Genomic DNA, 17372 nt, shown 5'->3' with positions numbered 1-17372 from the left:
ATTTGTATCGTTCCGGGGCAGGGTTTTGCTCTGAAGGCCGCAGAATCATCTGGTTGTCTGGCGCCGCACGATCGCCGGTTTAAGCAATCCGCTCAGCCGTATTTCAACGGAAGCAGCGTTCACCTGGCTCCCACGCTCTGCGTGGTAGCCCTTGCTGGCACAGTTGCATTCCCACGCAGAGCGTAGGAACGAGAAATTTGCTCTGAAAAACGACATCGCGGTGATGGTTTTCTGCGCCTCTGGGGCCGCCGCAGAAACCGCGGATATGTCTGGTCTATCCGCAGGGATGCGGACAAGTGGCTCCGGCCATGGATGGCCGATGAGGCACGCGGCCAGTAAATATCAAGGTTTCAAGGGTGACGGACCAGAAAGCGCAAAGCTGGGGTCGGCCCGCCGGCAAGGGGATAAGTTCTCCTGGGAGGCATTGGGTCTGGATGTTAAAAAATGCTGTTTTTGTTAGCTACGGTGCTGATTAAAAACTGTGGGACAGCAGTGAAGGAATGCTTCCCCTTTTTATTGTAATTATTCTGTTTTTCTCAGACTCTCTCCCAGCTCACGCACACTGCGTTTACCGTTAATATGGCGCACATAATACAAGGCTTCACGCGGAATAGTTTTACTGCCCGGCGCAATCTGCCAGTCGCAGCTTAAATGCGCGTTACTCATTACCAGCATTTCCATCAGTTCTTCAACGTCGTCGGCAGCAATATCCACACTCTGTTCGTCTGTCCGACGAACCAGCATGTTTCCTTCACCGATGCCGGACATACCGCCAATCATCAGCAGGCCCTCGTCATTGGTGCAGAAGCTGACAAACATATCCAGTGGTGCTGCTTTGCCCACGGGTAATTCAAACAGATAGTGGTATTCGTGGTAGCGGGAAAACTCGCTGACCGGTAAATCCCAGACAAAACGGGGTTCTTGGTTGACGGGGGTGGGAGTGGTACAGGCGCTGAGAGAAAAAGCCAGTGCCATGGTGCTGATGTTCAGCAGCGTGGAGCGCGCGTTCATAAAATAATACTCTTATTAACAATTGCAATGGCAGCTACTTTGCCCTGACCGGGCTGTGGCAGCAAGTGATGCCTTTGTCGATACAGAATATCGCCGGTTGCGTGGGGCTTTTATGTTGCAGTACTAAACGGCGGGCAAAAAAAAAAGCGCCGCAGTAGCGGCGCAAACGATCTCCTTAAAATGAATCCGGAGTTCGGAGTGAGAGTAGCGTTATCGTGATTGCTTAAACGGCTCCGCTGGTAGCTGTATTCTCTTCAATGACCGGGTTGGCGTATTCCAGTGACGGATCATCCAGGCTGGCCATTTTCAGCAGTGTCATATCCAGGAAGTAGTTCTGATACAGCTTCCATGGACGTTCATCACCCTGTTGCGGAATCTGATCTTTAACCCGGGAAATATAACCCGACTGCATATCAATAAACGGCAGGCGTTTAATGGTCAGGTTATGGTTGCGCGGGGTAACCTGGCGCACACCTTTGTCATCCATATGCTTGAGCAGACGGCAAACATAGCTGGAAATCAGATCGGCTTTTAATGTCCAGGATGCATTGGTGTAACCGAATACCATACCCATATTCGGCAGGTCTTCGAACATCACGCCACGGTAACTCATTTTGGTATTTGGCTTCAGCGCTTCGCCGTCAATGGTTACCTGCATATTACCCAGCATCTGCACTTTCAGGCCGGTAGCGGTAATGATGATATCGGCTTCCAGTTTTTTACCGGACTTCAGCTGAATTCCATCTTCAGCAAAACGCTCAATATGATCGGTCACAACAGAGGCTTTACCCTGTTTAATCACCTTGAACATATCGCCTTCGGGTACTGCACACAGACGCTCATCCCATGGCGCGTATTTCGGTGTGAAATGCGTCATATCGAAATCAGCCGGTAACTGTTTTTTTACTGTCCACTGCAGCAGTTTACGGGCCGCATTCGGGAAGCGTTTACAGAAGCGGTACAGGCCCAGAGTGATAGAAACGTTACGGCCTCGGATAATGCGGTAAGCCAGTTTCTGCGGCAGAATTTTGCGCAGCAGGGCAACCATCGCATCCTGTTGCGGAACGCTTAATACATAAGAGGGTGAACGCTGCAGCATGGTAACGTGAGCAGCTTTATCGGTCATCGCAGGTACCAGCGTAACTGCAGTGGCACCACTGCCGATAACAACAACGCGCTTGCCGCTGTAATCCAGATCTTCCGGCCATTGCTGTGGATGGATCACCTGGCCTTTAAAATCATCACGGCCTTCAAATTCCGGTGTAAAGCCTTCTTCATAGCTGTAATAACCGGTACAGCTCAGCAGGAAATTACAGCAGTATTCTTTTTTACTGCCGTCGGCCAGCTCAACATCCAGAGTCCAGGTCGCGTTAGCACTGCTCCAGCGTGCAGCTTTTACTTTGTGGCCATAACGGATATGCGGATCAACGTTATTTTCGGCTGATGCTTCACGGATGTAATTACGGATATCGGCACCGTCGGCGATACCTTTTTTATTGGTCCAGGGTTTGAATTCATAACCCAGGGTAAACATATCGGAGTCGGAACGGATGCCAGGGTAACGGAACAGATCCCAGGTACCACCGCTGGCGTCACGCCCTTCAAGGATTGCAAAGGATTTGCCCGGACATTCTTTTTTCAGGTGACAGCCGGCGCCGATACCAGACAGGCCTGCGCCAATAATCAGTACATCAAAATATTCAGTAGCCATGGTGATTTCCGCTTTTCAGAGGTGATCGTTATTGTTATTCGTTGTTCTGATGATCACTTTCTCTTATCGGCGTGTAAAAAAACAGGTGATCCCCTGTCATGTTTGCGGCTTTTATTTTCACTTATTCGGGGTTGGGTGGTGCTCCGGCGGTAATGTCGCAGTCTTTGGCCTGATCGGAAAGTAATGCTGTCAGGCGCCAGATCACCGCAGGAAACATCAGTCCCTGCGAAGCTGTAAAGCCTGTTGGCATGGGCTTTTAGCCGGGTAATGCGGAGGCAGGAGCAGTAAACAGGGGAACAGCGGGTGAAACCCTGCCATCTGGCTTACGGGGGCGTATATGACGGAGGTAAGGGGGTTAGTTCAGGCCAAAGCGTTTCAGATTGATACGCCCGCTTGCACTGAATTCCACGCCTTCACCGCTCAGCAGCGCCTGCTGGCGTGCAGCAGCAGCGCTGCCAGGCGGAAAACTGAGCCGCCCCTGAGCGTTAATAACCCGGTACCAGGGCAACTGAGAGCCTTCCGGCAGTTGTGACAACACCCGCCCGACCCAGCGCGCCCGTCCGGGCATACCCGCCAGCGCCGCCAGTTGGCCGTAAGTCACGACGCTTCCGGCAGGAATGCCTGCCAGTGCGGTGTAGAGTCGTTCGTAGGAATCCGATTGCATGGGCAGATAATAACAGTCTCGCTTTATGCGTGGGAACAGAACCGGAAAAGTGGAAAGCTTTTTGCTGATACATCTGCTCATAACCAAAACTCTCAGCAAGAACGCAGAGTCACTCTGAAGGAGCAGAAACCTATGGATATGCGCATTCATCCCCAGTCCGGCAGCGTCAGCCCGTTACTGAGTCAGCAGCCACAGACAACAGCCGTTGCCGCCGGTGGCAAGGCATTGCCGGCCGATGGCTATACGCCCTCCGCCGAAATTCAGCAGCAGGCCGAAGCCCGTGATGAGCAACTGACAGCCACTTTACAGAGTCTGGATCTTGGGCTGCTGAAGCTGCCGGGGCCGGGCGATATCCGCAGCTTTGAAAAGCAGTTTAATCAGGCTCTGGCAGAGGCCGGTATCGACACCAGCCAGGAAATTGAATTGCAGATAGAAAGCGATGGCAGTGTCACGGTCGCAAATGATCACCCGCAGAAAGAGCGCATCGAAGCTTTGTTTGCCGAGCGCGAGTTACAGCAGGGGCTGGTGCGGGCGCAGATGGCGCAGACCTTCGGGAAAATTGGTGCCCTGCATGATCAGTGGCTGCAGAAACTGGCGGCGGGTATGCCCGAAGAGACGGCCAATCAATGGCTGGTAAATGCCACCAAAGCGGTAACGGCCGAGGAAAGTAATCTGAGCTGGAAAGGTGGGAAGGTGCAGGGCGGTGGTGAAGCCATTGCCCAGCACGAGAATCAGCAGTATCTGGCGGTACAGGCCATGGGAGCAGGCTGATGCCTGCCCGGTGCCGTCGTGGAAGTTAGTGAAGCAGCGTCAGTAGCGGTTCATTTGTAAGGCAATCATGCCGGTCAGTTGTTCGACTAATTCGCGCATCTGCGGCGCTCTTACCGGTGACATGCTGTTATAACTGATGCCGGTGGCAATGGCATCGGTGGTGGAATCAATCAGAATATACATTAACCCTTCGGCAATCAGGCCGACGGGATTATCCGACTGGTATTCATGGGTACTGTTGGAGTCCTGCTCTTCAACGCATTTATGCACACCGATTTTTCCAACCGGAGTGCTGCTCCACAACATCGTCCGTTGTGACATATCCCACAGCACCATGTTCAGTTGCAGATTGGTTCCGGCATGCTGACAGCGGCTGCTGGTACGTTCGGCGCGTTTCATTCGTTGCCAGTCAAGAATGCGGAAGTCGATCAGATAATCAAACTGCTGTTGCTGATTTACCAGAAGATTATTAACAACGGCAGAACGCTCAGGCATCTCCGCAGTTTTAATCTCGTTATCGGCGCTGAGCGCTTCCTGTTGTTCGCTGTCTGATACTGTGGTGGTGTCAGCTGCAGCTGCTGGTTTAGTGAGAATAAAAGACGTGGCATTGGCGACATTGCGGCTGCGTTTAAGCTGGTCGGCCAGCGAAGTGGAAATTAAACGGATTAATTCAGCCTCGTCCGCATCATCGCCTTTGTGATAACCGGCAATCAGTACTCTTTTATTATCGAAGGTAGAAGTAAAAAAAGCATCGCTGCGATATTCATCTTCCAGCGACACATAAGAGTAGGGTGTGGTGTTGGTGGCGCAGGCGGTGAGTAAAAGGCTGGCTGCCAGAACCATAAAAGCAGAGGCACGTTCTGTTAATGTCGGCATAAGTAAACTGCATCATCCATGAAATAAGATGATTCAGAATAAATACTCCGCCGCTGATAACCAGAGCCTTTATTGCAACAATACGTTGTTGTTAAGCAGCCAATTCATGGCCGCAGAAATATTGCTGTTTTATTACACTCAGCCGCCATAAAAAACGGCAGCCAAAGCTGCCGTTTTTTATTTTGCGGAAATATCCCCGGTCAGGCTGGCTGCTTACAAACGCAGACCACCGTCCACTTCGATGATACGGCCCGACATATAATCGTTTTCCAGCAGGAAGGCGACGGCCGAGGCAATTTCTTCCGGCTGTCCCATACGCTTGGCCGGAATGCCTGCCGTCATTTTTTCCAGTGCTTCCGGTTTCATGCTGGCGGTCATTTCGGTGGCGATAAAGCCCGGTGCAATAGCGTTGGCACGGATGCCGTAGCGCGCCAGTTCTTTACCCCAGACAACGGCCATGCTGGCAACACCGGCTTTGGCAGCAGAGTAGTTGCTCTGACCCATATTACCGGCGCGGGAAATACTGGAGATATTGATGATGCAGCCGCCTTCGCCGCCGTTAATCATCTGTACCGCCGCTTCGCGTCCGCACAGGAACACGCCGGTCAGGTTCACGTCGATCACGCTCTGCCACTGCGCCAGGCTCATCTTGCTGACTTCGCCGTCTTTTACTTTCACCATCAGACCGTCGCGCAGAATACCGGCGTTATTCACCAGACCGTGCAGACCGCCCATATCCGCAGCAATGGCGGCGAAGGTGCTTTCTACCTGTTCTTCATTGGCAACGTTACACAGGTAAGTGTTGCCGTTGCTGCCGGCCGCTTCGACCTGGCGTTTTGTTTCATCCATGTGACCCTGATCGAGGTCGATAATGGCAATCCGTGCCCCTTTTGCTGCCAGATAAACCGCCATCGCACGACCCAGACCCTGGCCCGCGCCGGTAATGGCGACCACTTTGTTTTGCAGATCCATACAGAACTCCTGAATTATTGAAAAGGGGTTGTTTGTTCGCCGCGGCCTTGCTGAAAACCAGAACTGCAGCCGGGACAGAGGGTAAACAGACGGTCAGATTATAGTCAGTTTTTGTCCCGTATTGACCTATTTACTCTGGCGAAACATAAAAATCCGCCCGATTATACGCCGATAGCATGAGGCCGTGTTATCCGCTGATGGTGGGGGGATAGTGGGGTTGATGGTGGGGGGGATGGTGGGCTTGATTCTGGGGCAGATGCTGGGAATCCGTTCACGCAGTGGTAGACTGCGCGTTTTCCCTGTTGCCGATGCACATGAGCGATAACTATTACACCGTTGCCGATCTGGCCGCTGAGTTCGGCATTACCCCCCGTGCCATCCGTCTGTACGAGAGCAAGGGGCTGATTACCTCGCGCCGCGTCGGGCGCACCATGATTTACGATCACCGCCAGCGCGCGCGGCTGAAAATTGTGCTGCGTTCCAAACGTGTGGGCTTCTCGCTGGAAGACACCAAATCCTACCTCGACCTGTATGACGCCGACCGCTCCAATCCGGAACGTCTGCTGGGCTTAATGCATCAGTGCCGTACCCGCTTGCAGGAGCTGGAAGCCCAGCGCCGCGACCTCGATGCCACCATCGCCGAGCTGCAGAAGGTCGAACAGGCCGCCGGTGCCGACCTCAGCCAGCTCAATATTGCGCCGGAAGACGCCTATCAGCAGTTTCTGCAGCGCCTGCCCCTGCCAGACGACCAGCCAGTGTCAGACGACCAGCCAGGCTGATCTTTTTCGTCACGATTTTTCCTCTCATAAGTGCAAATCTGTCAATCCGCTTGAGCGATTTGCACATTGACCCCCCACAGCTCCCCCCGGTAGTCTGAGTTACGTTAAGGTAACTCAGCGGCTTATGCCCCTTTCCGGCCCGGCCGGAATACCTTGCAAGCTCACGACGAACGGCGGTTAATGGACAACAGCACCGCCGTAAAACGGGCACAAGCCTGCAGATAACAATAATGAGGGCGCAACATGACTTTACCCCTGTCCGGCATGCTGGTGCTGGATCTGTCGCGTTTATTGCCAGGGCCCATGTGCTCGATGCACCTGCACGATATGGGCGCGCGCGTTATTAAGGTGGAAGACACCGGCGCCGGCGATTACACCCGCTCACTGGGCATGCCAAAAGGCTTTGTCAGCCCGGCGTTTCATATTCTTAACCGTGGTAAAGAATCCATCAGCCTCGACCTCTCTACTGCAGAAGGTCATGAACTGCTGATGAAGCTGGTGGCCAAAGCCGACATCCTGCTGGAGAGTTTCCGCCCCGGCGTGATGAAAAAACTTGGTCTGGCTTACGAACAACTGAAAGCGGTTAACCCGCGGCTGGTGGTGTGTTCCATTTCCGGCTTTGGCCAGACCGGCCCCTGGGCCGAAAAAGCCGGTCACGATATGAATTACTGCGCCACCGCCGGTGTGCTCGATCAGGTCGGTGAAGCCGGTGGCGCACCGACCTTAAGTAATTTCCAGATAGCCGATCTGGCCGGTGGCTCACTCAGTGCCGCCATGGCTATTTTAGGCGGTGTGGTTGGTCGCCTGAATTCGCAATTAAATGGCGGCGCGGGCGAAGGCTGTTACCTCGATATTTCCATGACCGACTGCACCTTTGCGCACAATGTGATTCCGCTGGCGACCATGAATTTAATGGGTAAATCATTACCGCGCGGACAAGACATGCTGACCGGTGCCCGCCCCTGTTATGGCATTTATAAAACCGCCGACGATCTGTATATGGCAGTGGGCTCGCTGGAGCAAAAATTCTGGAATCAGGTTTGTGACGTTCTGGGTCATCCGGAATGGCAAAACCGGTACTGGGATATGGGCGCCAAAGCCGAATTATTACGTGCTGAAGTGGCAGAGGTTTTTGCCTCTGAACCACAAAGCCACTGGCGCGAAGTCTTTGCCGATACCGATTGCTGCGTCACGCCGATTTTAAGCCCGCAGCAGGCGTTCGAGCATCCGCAATTACTGGCGCGGGAAATGGTGCAGGTATTAACCACCGCTCAGGGGCAGAAAATCCGTTGTCCGGCCCCGGCCATTCAGTTTGGCGAACAAAAACACATCACCGATAAACCCGGCCCGGAGCAGGGCGAACACACACTCAGCGTTCTGCAGGAGCTGGCATTGGCCGAGGCCGATATTCAGCAACTGCTGAGCCGCGGAGTAATCCGTCAGGCCGGACACGAAATGGCCACATCCACCGATAACAGTAATAACAAATCATCGACACCAAGCACCAAGGAGACCACGGTATGATCCCACGCAGTGTATTTACCGAAGAGCACAACATGTTCCGCGACAGTGTACGCAAATTTATGCAGCGCGAAATTCAGCCACACTGGGAAGAGTGGGAAGCACAGGGTCATATTTCCCGTGAAGCCTGGCTGAAAGCCGGTGAAGCCGGCATTTTATGCACCCATATTCCGGAAGAATACGGCGGTGCCGGTGTGGATTTCCGTTACTCGGCCATCGCTATTGAAGAGCAGGGGTATGTGTTTGCTTCAGGCCCGGGTTTCTCCCTGCACTCCGATATTGTTGCCCCTTATATCCTGCATTACGGCAGCGAAGAGCAGAAACAGAAATGGCTGCCAAAAATGTGTACCGGTGAAGTGATTACCGCTATCGCCATGACCGAGCCGGGCACCGGTTCCGACCTGGCCGGTGTACGTACCACCGCCACCGAAGACGGCGACCATTATGTGATTAACGGTTCCAAAACCTTTATCACCAACGGTCAGATGGCCGACCTCTATATTGTGGTCGCCAAAACCGATACCAGTGCCGGTGCCAAAGGCGTGAGCCTGTTTCTGGTCGAAGCCGACCGTGCCGGTTTCAGTCGTGGTCAGAATCTGAAAAAAGTCGGTATGAAAGCGCAGGATACCTCTGAGCTGTTTTTCGACAACGTACGCATTCCGAAAGAAAACCTGCTCGGCCAGCGTAACGCCGGTTTTATTTATCTGATGCAGGAACTGGCACAGGAACGTCTGAGTGTGGCCATTATTGGTGCCGCTGCTGCGCGTGCCTGCTACGACGCTACCGTTACCTACGTGAAAGAGCGTAAAGCCTTCGGTAAGCCGGTGGCTTCTTTCCAGAACACCCGCTTTAAACTGGCCGAAATCCGCACCGAACTGGAAGTAACCCAGTGCTACGTTGACCGCTGTCTGGAACTGCATTGCGAAGGCAAGCTGAGCATCGACGCTGCTGCCTCGGTCAAACTCTGGGCTACCGAAGCACAGTGCCGCATTATCGACGAGTGTGTGCAGCTGCACGGTGGTTACGGCTATATGTGGGAATACCCGGTTGCCCGTGCTTACGCCGACTCGCGTGTACAGCGTATTTACGCCGGTACTTCTGAAATCATGAAAGAAATTATTTCGCGTACTATTTAAGCGTGTGCGCACAAGGAGTTTTTAAATGACTGATGCCTATATTTTCGACGCGGTACGCACACCGCGCGGTCGTGGTAAAAAAGACGGCGGCCTGCACACAGTAACGCCGGTCAGCCTGATGTCGGGTTTATTGCGTGGCCTGCAGGAACGCCACGATCTGGATACTTCTCAGATTGACGATGTGGTACTGGGTTGTGTGGAACCGGTGATGGAACAGGGTGCCGATATTGCCCGTACCGCGGTATTAATGGCCGACTATGCACAAACCTGTGCCGGTACTGTGGTCAGCCGTTTCTGTGCTTCAGGCCTCGAAGCGGTCAATATGGCTGCCGCCAAAGTTAAAGCCGGTGAAGCACAGATGACCATCGGTGGTGGTGTGGAATGTATGTCACGCATTCCGATGGGTGCCGGTGGTGGCGCTTATTACACCGACCCTGCGGTAACCAATAAATTGTCGTTTGTACCCCAGGGTATTTCCGCTGATTTAATTGCCACCCTGAATGGTTTTTCCCGTGCCGATGTGGACGCCTACGCGGTGGAATCACAGCGTCGCGCCAAACACGCCTGGGACAATGGTTACTTTAAAAATTCCATTATTCCGGTGAAAGATCAGCTCGGTTTAACCCTGCTCGACCGTGACGAACATATGCGCCCGGAAGCGACGGTTGAATCGCTGGCGGGTCTGAAGCCATCGTTCGAAATGCACGGCGGCCTGGGTTTTAACGCCATTGCCCAGCAGGTTTATCCGCAGGTTGAACGTATTAACCACGTGCACCACGCCGGTAACTCCTCCGGTATTGTTGACGGTGCTTCGGCGGTATTAATCGGTACCAAAGAAATGGGTCAGGCGCTGGGATTAAGACCACGTGCCCGTATCCGCTCGGCAGCGTCTATTGGTTCTGAACCAACCATCATGCTTACCGGCCCGGCGCCGTCTGCGCGTAAAGCGCTGAAAAACGGCATGATGCAGGCCAGCGATATCGACCTGTGGGAACTGAACGAAGCCTTTGCCTCGGTGGTTCTGCTGTTTATGAAAGATATGAATATTGACCACAGCAAAATCAACGTAAATGGCGGTGCCATTGCCATGGGCCATCCGCTGGGGGCAACCGGTGCCATGATTCTCGGTACTGTGCTGGATGAACTGGAGCGTCGCGACCTGAACACCGCATTAATCAACCTGTGCGTGGGCGGTGGTATGGGGACTGCCACCATTATCGAACGGGTTTAAAAAGCTACCTGCCTCGATAACGCTTTCAGCGTTTTCAGCAGCGCAGGCTTTGAAAGATTAAAGGATATGTTATGACTACATTTACGCATGAAATCGACGCTCAGGGTATTGCGGTTTTAACCTGGGACGATCAGAACGGGCCGGTAAACTCACTGGCACAGAGTGCGGTAATCGCACTGAACGAAGCACTGGAAAGCCTGTTGGCTAACGATGCGGTAAAAGGCATTGTATTAACCTCAGGTAAATCCGATTTTGTTGTCGGCGCGAATTTAAAAGAAATTCAGACCATGCCGCAAAATGCCGAAACCATTATCGGTTTTGTGCGCAGCCTGCATCAGATTATGCGCCGTATGGAGCAGGGCGGTAAGCCGATTGTGGCTGCATTAAACGGTACTGCACTGGGTGGCGGTATGGAAATCGCGCTGGCCTGTCATCACCGTATTGCCGCCGATAATCCGAAAGCCGTGTTCGGTTTTCCGGAAGTGAATCTGGGTCTGCTGCCGGGTGGCGGTGGTACTCAGCGTCTGGCGCGTATGCTGGGTATTCAGGCAGCGATGCCGTGGTTGCTGCAGGCGACTCAGGCGAAAGCGAAAGAAGCCAAAGCTGCTGGTCTGATTAACGATGTGGTTGCCGCAGAAGAACTGATTGCAGCGGCCAAACAATGGCTGCTGGATAATCCGAAAGCCTGTGTACAGCCGTGGGATGAGAAGAAATTTAAATTACCGGGTGGCGAAGTACAGTCACCAAAGGTAGCGCAGGTATTTATGGGCGCGGAAGCCATGCTGCGCAAGAAAACCATGGGTAATTACCTCGCACCACAGCGTATTCTGCAGGCCTTGTTTGAAGGCTGTCAGCTGCCGATTGATCAGGCACTGGATGTTGAAGCGCGTTACTTTACCGAGCTGCTGCTGTCTGATCAGGCAAAAGCCATGATCCGCACCTTCTTTGTGGCGCTGCAGGATGCCAATAAACTGAAAAACCGCCCGCAAGGCGTGGAGAAAAAACAGTTTAAAAAAGTCGGTATTTTAGGTGCCGGTATGATGGGTGCCGGTATTGCCTATTCTTCCGCCATGAGCGGTATGGAAGTGGTGCTGCTGGATACCGCGCAGGAATCCGCCGATAAAGGCAAAAGCTATTCCGAAGGCCTGCTGAAAAAACGTGTATCACGCGGCAAAATGGCGCAGGAAAAAGCCGATGCCACACTGGCACGCATTCTCGCCACCACCGACTATAACGACCTTAAAGGTTGTGATCTGGTGATCGAAGCGGTATTCGAAGACCGCAATATTAAAGCCGACGTTACCGCCAAAGCCGAAGCCGTGCTGGGTGATGATGCTATTTTTGCTTCCAACACCTCGACCCTGCCGATTACCGGTCTGGCCGAAGCCAGCAAACGCCCTGAGCAGTTTATTGGTCTGCACTTTTTCTCACCGGTCGACAAAATGCCGCTGGTGGAAATTATTATGGGCGAAAAAACCTCGCAGCATACCCTGGCCTGGGCGCTGGATTATGTGCAGCAACTGAAGAAAACCCCGATTACCGTTAACGACAGCCGTGGTTTCTACACCTCGCGTGTATTTAAAACCTATGTGCTCGAAGGTATGGCACTGCTGAAAGAAGGCGTATCACCGGCGCTGATCGAAAACGTAGGCAAACTGGCCGGTATGCCGGTTGGCCCGCTGGCGCTGAGCGACGAAGTTACGCTGGAACTGATGGACCGCATTGGCCGCCAGACCCAGAAAGACCTGGGCGATGCCTATGTATCGCACCCGGCTGACGAAGTGGTGCAGTACATGGTGCACGAAGCCAAACGCATTGGTAAAAAAGCCGGTGTCGGTTTCTATGATTACCCCGCAGACCCCCAAGGCAAAAAATCCCTGTGGAGCGGACTGGCCGAGCGCTTCCCGCTGGCGGCAGAACAGCCATCGGTGGAATACGTAAAACAGCGTCTGCTGTACGCACAGGCGGTAGAAACCCTGCACTGTGTGGCCGAAGGTGTGATTACCCGCGCCCATGAAGTCGATATCGGCTCCATTTTTGGCTGGGGCTTTGCGCCACAGACCGGCGGCGTAATCTCCTTTGTAGAAACCATGGAAGGCATCGATACCTTTATCGCCAATGCCGACCAGCTGGCCGCCAACGTTGGCGACCGCTACAAAATCCCGGGAATGCTGCGGGAGATGGCAGCTGAAGGAAAATCCTTCTACGCCTGAGATGGTTTGAAAGAAGTGTGAAATAAAAAAGCCTGCCGGGAAACCGGCAGGCTTTTTTATTTCACTATATTTGGTAGCTTTTTACCTTCAATTACCAGTTGTCTTTATTTAAAGCAAAATATACTTTCGAAAATTCTCGGATCTTATTATTCTTGACTTTCTATCATTAGTTCCAGAATACATCGCGTGGTAAAATTTTCCGTGGTCTGTGTCTTTTTTTCCTTTACTGCTCATCACAATGGCGTCAAAGGAGTTCAGTCGATCGGCTATGTCATCGGGGATGTCGCTGGCCCAACAAAGCTCTACCACCAAGGTAAAGAAACAGGATTTTCTAAACCAAATTGAATCCAATTCAAGGCCTAGATTTTTAATTATCGACATTGAGTTTAATATTTTCGACTTTGTGCGATGAGAGTTTTTATATTCTTCATTGAACTCAGCAACGCATTTCTCAACCTCATTGTCTCTTGGGAAATAACCATCACGCTCTATGGTGGACATGACTTGAAGAAAGAAATGAATATCTGCCATGCGTGTGAATTCAGATTCATAAAATACACCAAAATCTTCAAGGGCGACTTCTTCTGCAAGTTCCTTTGCTATTTTTATGAATTGACCATCATAAATTGCATTGTGTATTTCGATATCTTCAAGTTTAAATTTTGTTAAATTGATTCTTCTGAATATTTCTCGGACAAGTTCATCTTCAACCTTTCCGATATCGCGAACTACAACTTGATAAGATAGAAAATCTTCTCTTTGGCTATCATCTAAAGATTCAAATGCAGGGATTAGTTTCAATTCTTTCCGGAAGTCATGCTCTATGTAGTTTTTTATTGTCGTTAGACGCTGTTGACCATCGATCACTTTCTGGGAGGTTCTAAGTTTTTTCGTGTCGGTCTCACCCTAGCATACATATATTTCTGGAAATGGGTATCCATTCAGTATGGTGTCCAGAAATTGCTCTTGATGTTCTTGAGTCCAAACGAACTTTCGCTGAAAATCTGGTGATAGTTGTAGTCGACCTCCATCTATTTTTTCATAAATGTCAGCGATGGTAGGATTTGTGACGGATGGTTTAATTTGATGCGTCATCGTGTGGCTCCATTGGCTTCCGCCTTTTTAATTTCTTTACACCCGAAAGAGTGTATCTTTCCAGATGGTCGTAGCTTTTGAATACACCTGCATTTACTTGGTAGTTCCCGACTTCAGATTTTCCATTTGAAATGCTTCTGAAAAAATTAAACCAATCATCCTTAAAAGTACTCATTTGAAAAGATATTGGTAGTTTATCTGGTCTGATCCATCCAAGTGCAACATACTCAAGAAATTCGTGATATGTTTTTAGTTCTCGCTCTCTAACTACGGCACGATTGTCACGAAACTGCATTTGATAATTTGCTATGTCAAGCATTATTGACTCAAAGAGTTTTGGGGATACAAGTGCTACATCAATGTCAGAGTCAAAATCGAACATCTTTTTTTTAAATGGGCTAAATCCAAGTTTTCCCGATCCAGTTATGAATATCTCGTAGAATGGGATGCTGAATTTATCGCCAATTTTCTTACGAAATTCATAGTACTCTTCGTCTCTGGAGTTGAATACATGAGGGGTTCCATGAAGAAAATGTTTTCTAAAAAAATCCAAAATTCCTTCATCGGAGGAGATGGCTTGCAACGACAAGTTGAACTCACCGATATCCATTAATACTCCTTGTATACAATATGCCTTTTCTATACCACTAACAGCACATTAGTAGAAGTGGCATGTAATACGTCTTGGGTGATCATTCTAACCCATGGTCTTGATTGTGAAAATCGTCGTCATTTTCTTTTCAGATGATTAACGCTTATGCACATATTCTGATCATCGTTTTTTAAGCTGTGAGGGAAGTTCTTTGACGGTATATACGTCGATGATGTGCGGCATCCCTGCTTTGGTTCGAGAGTACTGAAATTCGGGGGATGATTCAATAATTGATAAAACTGGTTACAAGTGGCAAATGGCGACAGGTATTGCTTTGGCTCTTCCTGATAATGAAAGCGGTGGTCTGGTGGGCAGTGCCCACCCTACCTATCGGCATTTCAGCCTGAACTTATGTTTATCTGCTGTCGCGGATAAGATCCGCTCCTACAGTGCGGTGTTTTTATAAGTGCTGTATTGCGAGGAGTCGCAGCGACGCGGAAATCTCTTTAAATGGCTGTCGATAGCTTAGGTAGATTGCTTCGCATGATGGTGGTGGTTACGGTGTTAGCGCGGCTGAAGCCGCTCCCACAACAGAAAGCTGTTCCTGCAGTCTCGCGGGCATGGCCCGCTCCTACAATTCGGCGTTTGTTTTATATACGGTTTTGCGTCTGAGTTTCTGCGTCTGCAGTTCACGGTATCGCGGATAAAATCCGCTCCCACAGTTGGGCGTTTGCTTTTATATAAGGCCTTGCGTGATTGATGGTTTGTGCGCCTGCAGGACGCCGGTTTGAATAATGCTGCGCCGGTACGTCCCGGCATGGATGCCGGGCGAGCGAATAGGGCCATGGACGGCCCATTATTCGCGCTACCGCGACCGCAGGATTATTCAGGGCGGATGAAGTCCTGCACAGCGCGAAGCGGGGAGTTTGCCCGACCGGCGTGAGGGGTGAGACCCCTCAAAGAGGTCATAGGGCCGGGCGGCAGCCTAAAAAGCCAGCCCGCCCAGCGGCCACAAAACAAACCAGCTATCGCGGCTGAAAGCCGCTCCCACAGGTCCCGGCTTTATCGCGAACAGAAGAAATCATTGGGCCGGGCGGCAGCCCAAAAAGCCAGCCCGCCCAGCGGCTGCAACTCGGAGCGCAATTCTTTCCTGAACCAACAAAGCGGCAGGCGCTACTACGCAGAGCGTAGTAGTGAGCTGCGCTCTGTAAGAAACCTCGCCTCCACACGACTACCGGGTTATCTCAAAAAAAGGATAACGCTATGAACCGCTTTCTCACGACTTCATTTTCTGCAGCACTTCTGGCATTGGCTCTGTCGGGCTGTGGCGGTAACGACTCTGATTCTTCAGATAATGATCCGCAGGGTCAGGGTGAGGTGCAGTACAAACTGACCTTTACCACATTGTGGAATGCAGAGGATTTTCCACAGGGCTTTCCATCCAATCCGCATTTTTCGCCTTTGGTTGGCGCCACTCATAATGAGCAAACGGTGATCTGGCGACCGCTGGATCAGCAATCAACCGCAGGTATTGAGCAGGTTGCAGAAACCGGTGGTACTTCGCTGTTCCGGGCTGAGTTACAGGAGCGTAAAACCCAGGGCTATGTGCAGAATATTCTGCTGGCCGGTGGTGGTGTGGGCAGTCCGGGCGAAACCGTGCTGCGCTTCCGTGCCAGTGAGCAATTTCCGCTGTTGTCGATTATCAGCATGATTGCACCGAGCCCGGATTGGTTTGTCGGCCTGCGTGATGTGAATCTGCGTGAGGGTGGTGAGTGGCTGGAGTCGGCGACATTTAATCTGGCGCTGTACGATGCCGGTACCGATCTTGGTGTTGCCTTTACCAGTGCCGACAGTGACGGTGGCGACGGCATTATCCGTCTGTTAAGCAGTGATGTCAGCGATACCGATTTTAATAACGGCGTACATCGTAGCAGCGGTTTATATGTCGCGACTATGCAGTTGCAGCGAGAGTAATAACAGTGCTGTTACCGTATTTATTCGCATAAGCATAAAGGGAAGCGGTTTTTCATAAGTGAAATATTTATTCTGAAAAACCGCTTTGCGTCTGAATAAACGGATATTTGCTTATTCAGGTTGCGGATAAGATCCGCTTCTACCATTCGGCGTTTGTTTTTATATCCTGCGTTGCGTTTGAATACTTGCATCAGCAGTTCGCGCCTGAAAGGTCGTATCGGTAAGGCGCCCATCAACCCGGCAAACCATCCAGTTTGGCCACATCCTCTAAATCGTGATCCCAGTCGGCCTTACTGGCCATAAATAAATGCGCATTGGGGCGCATGCTCAGGCTGTTATCCAGACTGCCGGCGGGCACCACCAGTAACTGGCCGTCCATCTGCTGGGTGGGCAGGGCAGAGCCACATTCGCGGCAAAAGCTTTTGCAATGGCGGCTGTCGGGCAGGTTAAACACCTTTACCTGTTCTGCGCCGCGCTCCCACTTCAGGGTGGCACTGGTGGAAAACAGGTTGGCGGCATGGGCCGAGCCGGTGTCTTTCTGGCAGTGCTGGCAGTGGCACAGGAAAAAACTCTGGAAATCGCCGTTTACGGTAAATTGCACGGCGCCGCACAGGCAGGAGCCTTTATAAGATGTGGTCATGGTTATCCTCCTTACCAGGGCCTGTCGACACTAATTAAACAGGCCTGTTATTGGCTAAAAATATCTCAAACAAGGCGCTGAGAGTGTGGGATGTTCAGCACATCCCTGTGCCTCACCCCTTCGGGTTGGCACGCCAATCTGTTCCAGACAGATTGGTAACGGGTTAAGCGAACGAACAGCAACGCA

At 51.6% G+C, this 17372-nt stretch carries 17 protein-coding genes; 7 read left to right on the top strand and 10 right to left on the bottom strand.

Annotated features, from left to right (window positions below; genetic code table 11):
- Positions 1-522: 522 nt before the first annotated feature.
- The 4 genes from LGT44_RS03220 to LGT44_RS03210 all read right to left on the bottom strand — a co-directional run bounded on the left by LGT44_RS03220 (position 523) and on the right by LGT44_RS03210 (position 3386).
- Positions 523-1011, bottom strand: coding sequence for a hypothetical protein (locus LGT44_RS03220; protein ID WP_230330310.1), 489 nt, complete (start codon positions 1009-1011; stop codon positions 523-525).
- Positions 1012-1234: 223 nt separating this feature from the next.
- A complete protein-coding gene (locus LGT44_RS03215) occupies positions 1235-2722 on the bottom strand; it encodes a flavin-containing monooxygenase (RefSeq protein WP_230330311.1) in 1488 nt (495 codons plus the stop codon).
- A gap of 121 nt (positions 2723-2843) precedes the next feature.
- On the bottom strand, positions 2844-2972 hold the full coding sequence (locus LGT44_RS19940; protein WP_268866358.1) for a hypothetical protein: 129 nt from the start codon (positions 2970-2972) through the stop codon (positions 2844-2846).
- A 105-nt stretch (positions 2973-3077) separates the two neighbouring features.
- A complete protein-coding gene (locus tag LGT44_RS03210) occupies positions 3078-3386 on the bottom strand; it encodes an MGMT family protein (RefSeq protein WP_230330312.1) in 309 nt (102 codons plus the stop codon).
- Between the two features lie 132 nt (positions 3387-3518).
- Here LGT44_RS03210 and LGT44_RS03205 point away from each other — a divergent pair, with 132 nt between their 5' ends.
- Positions 3519-4157, top strand: coding sequence for a hypothetical protein (locus LGT44_RS03205; protein WP_230330313.1), 639 nt, complete (start codon positions 3519-3521; stop codon positions 4155-4157).
- Between the two features lie 39 nt (positions 4158-4196).
- Here the strand turns inward: LGT44_RS03205 and LGT44_RS03200 are convergent, their stop codons facing one another.
- Together LGT44_RS03200 and LGT44_RS03195 are read right to left on the bottom strand one after the other, a co-directional pair.
- The gene (locus LGT44_RS03200) at positions 4197-5033 is read right to left on the bottom strand and encodes a hypothetical protein (RefSeq protein WP_230330314.1); all 837 of its coding nucleotides are present in this window, start codon (positions 5031-5033) and stop codon (positions 4197-4199) included.
- A 213-nt stretch (positions 5034-5246) separates the two neighbouring features.
- Positions 5247-6005, bottom strand: coding sequence for an SDR family oxidoreductase (locus LGT44_RS03195; protein ID WP_145466062.1), 759 nt, complete (start codon positions 6003-6005; stop codon positions 5247-5249).
- Between the two features lie 314 nt (positions 6006-6319).
- Here LGT44_RS03195 and LGT44_RS03190 point away from each other — a divergent pair, with 314 nt between their 5' ends.
- The 5 genes from LGT44_RS03190 (at position 6320) to LGT44_RS03170 (ending at position 12885) form a co-directional block, all read left to right on the top strand.
- Complete coding sequence (locus LGT44_RS03190; protein WP_230330315.1) at positions 6320-6784, top strand: MerR family transcriptional regulator; 465 nt, start codon at positions 6320-6322, stop codon at positions 6782-6784.
- 243 nt (positions 6785-7027) lie between these two features.
- Positions 7028-8308 (top strand): CaiB/BaiF CoA transferase family protein, encoded by a 1281-nt coding sequence (locus LGT44_RS03185; protein ID WP_230330316.1) that lies wholly within the window; start codon positions 7028-7030, stop codon positions 8306-8308.
- Positions 8305-9441 carry an acyl-CoA dehydrogenase family protein gene (locus tag LGT44_RS03180; RefSeq protein WP_145466056.1) on the top strand — a complete coding sequence of 379 codons (1137 nt, stop codon included), beginning with the start codon at positions 8305-8307 and terminating at the stop codon, positions 9439-9441. The genes LGT44_RS03185 and LGT44_RS03180 overlap by 4 nt, the downstream gene beginning before the upstream one ends.
- Positions 9442-9466: 25 nt before the next feature.
- A complete protein-coding gene (locus tag LGT44_RS03175; protein ID WP_230330317.1) occupies positions 9467-10672 on the top strand; it encodes an acetyl-CoA C-acetyltransferase in 1206 nt (401 codons plus the stop codon).
- Between the two features lie 71 nt (positions 10673-10743).
- Positions 10744-12885, top strand: coding sequence for a 3-hydroxyacyl-CoA dehydrogenase NAD-binding domain-containing protein (locus tag LGT44_RS03170; RefSeq protein ID WP_230330318.1), 2142 nt, complete (start codon positions 10744-10746; stop codon positions 12883-12885).
- 108 nt (positions 12886-12993) lie between these two features.
- Here the strand turns inward: LGT44_RS03170 and LGT44_RS03165 are convergent, their stop codons facing one another.
- From LGT44_RS03165 to LGT44_RS03160, 3 genes are read right to left on the bottom strand one after another with little or no spacing between them, the layout of a single operon-like run.
- Positions 12994-13752, bottom strand: a complete 759-nt coding sequence (locus LGT44_RS03165; RefSeq protein WP_230330319.1) for a hypothetical protein — start codon at positions 13750-13752, stop codon at positions 12994-12996.
- A 39-nt stretch (positions 13753-13791) separates the two neighbouring features.
- Positions 13792-13980 carry a DUF262 domain-containing protein gene (locus LGT44_RS20240; protein WP_408033925.1) on the bottom strand — a complete coding sequence of 63 codons (189 nt, stop codon included), beginning with the start codon at positions 13978-13980 and terminating at the stop codon, positions 13792-13794.
- Positions 13964-14590: a hypothetical protein gene (locus tag LGT44_RS03160; protein ID WP_230330320.1), complete on the bottom strand. Its 627-nt coding sequence runs from the start codon at positions 14588-14590 to the stop codon at positions 13964-13966. The genes LGT44_RS20240 and LGT44_RS03160 overlap by 17 nt, the downstream gene beginning before the upstream one ends.
- Before the next feature lie 1245 nt (positions 14591-15835).
- On the opposite strand from LGT44_RS03160, the gene LGT44_RS03155 reads away from it, so the two are divergent.
- Complete coding sequence (locus LGT44_RS03155) at positions 15836-16546, top strand: spondin domain-containing protein (protein ID WP_230330321.1); 711 nt, start codon at positions 15836-15838, stop codon at positions 16544-16546.
- 232 nt (positions 16547-16778) lie between these two features.
- Here the strand turns inward: LGT44_RS03155 and LGT44_RS03150 are convergent, their stop codons facing one another.
- Positions 16779-17186 carry a GFA family protein gene (locus LGT44_RS03150; RefSeq protein ID WP_230330322.1) on the bottom strand — a complete coding sequence of 136 codons (408 nt, stop codon included), beginning with the start codon at positions 17184-17186 and terminating at the stop codon, positions 16779-16781.
- Positions 17187-17372 lie beyond the last annotated feature (186 nt).

It is taken from the genome of Thalassolituus alkanivorans (assembly GCF_020447205.1).
GTDB classification, from domain to species: Bacteria; Pseudomonadota; Gammaproteobacteria; order Pseudomonadales; family Oceanobacteraceae; genus Venatoribacter; species Venatoribacter alkanivorans.
Note: the sequence above shows the minus strand (reverse complement) of the source record. Positions and strands in the feature narration are given on the sequence as shown.

Bases quoted from the DNA above. Each gene is read 5' to 3' on its own strand.
- LGT44_RS03220 (WP_230330310.1), bottom strand. From the start codon at position 1,011: ATGAACGCGCGCTCCACGCTGCTGAACATCAGCACCATGGCACTGGCT.
- LGT44_RS03215 (WP_230330311.1), bottom strand. From the start codon at position 2,722: ATGGCTACTGAATATTTTGATGTACTGATTATTGGCGCAGGCCTGTCT.
- LGT44_RS19940 (WP_268866358.1), bottom strand. From the start codon at position 2,972: ATGCCAACAGGCTTTACAGCTTCGCAGGGACTGATGTTTCCTGCGGTG.
- LGT44_RS03210 (WP_230330312.1), bottom strand. From the start codon at position 3,386: ATGCAATCGGATTCCTACGAACGACTCTACACCGCACTGGCAGGCATT.
- LGT44_RS03205 (WP_230330313.1), top strand. From the start codon at position 3,519: ATGGATATGCGCATTCATCCCCAGTCCGGCAGCGTCAGCCCGTTACTG.
- LGT44_RS03200 (WP_230330314.1), bottom strand. From the start codon at position 5,033: ATGCCGACATTAACAGAACGTGCCTCTGCTTTTATGGTTCTGGCAGCC.
- LGT44_RS03195 (WP_145466062.1), bottom strand. From the start codon at position 6,005: ATGGATCTGCAAAACAAAGTGGTCGCCATTACCGGCGCGGGCCAGGGT.
- LGT44_RS03190 (WP_230330315.1), top strand. From the start codon at position 6,320: ATGAGCGATAACTATTACACCGTTGCCGATCTGGCCGCTGAGTTCGGC.
- LGT44_RS03185 (WP_230330316.1), top strand. From the start codon at position 7,028: ATGACTTTACCCCTGTCCGGCATGCTGGTGCTGGATCTGTCGCGTTTA.
- LGT44_RS03180 (WP_145466056.1), top strand. From the start codon at position 8,305: ATGATCCCACGCAGTGTATTTACCGAAGAGCACAACATGTTCCGCGAC.
- LGT44_RS03175 (WP_230330317.1), top strand. From the start codon at position 9,467: ATGACTGATGCCTATATTTTCGACGCGGTACGCACACCGCGCGGTCGT.
- LGT44_RS03170 (WP_230330318.1), top strand. From the start codon at position 10,744: ATGACTACATTTACGCATGAAATCGACGCTCAGGGTATTGCGGTTTTA.
- LGT44_RS20240 (WP_408033925.1), bottom strand. From the start codon at position 13,980: ATGACGCATCAAATTAAACCATCCGTCACAAATCCTACCATCGCTGAC.
- LGT44_RS03160 (WP_230330320.1), bottom strand. From the start codon at position 14,590: ATGGATATCGGTGAGTTCAACTTGTCGTTGCAAGCCATCTCCTCCGAT.
- LGT44_RS03155 (WP_230330321.1), top strand. From the start codon at position 15,836: ATGAACCGCTTTCTCACGACTTCATTTTCTGCAGCACTTCTGGCATTG.
- LGT44_RS03150 (WP_230330322.1), bottom strand. From the start codon at position 17,186: ATGACCACATCTTATAAAGGCTCCTGCCTGTGCGGCGCCGTGCAATTT.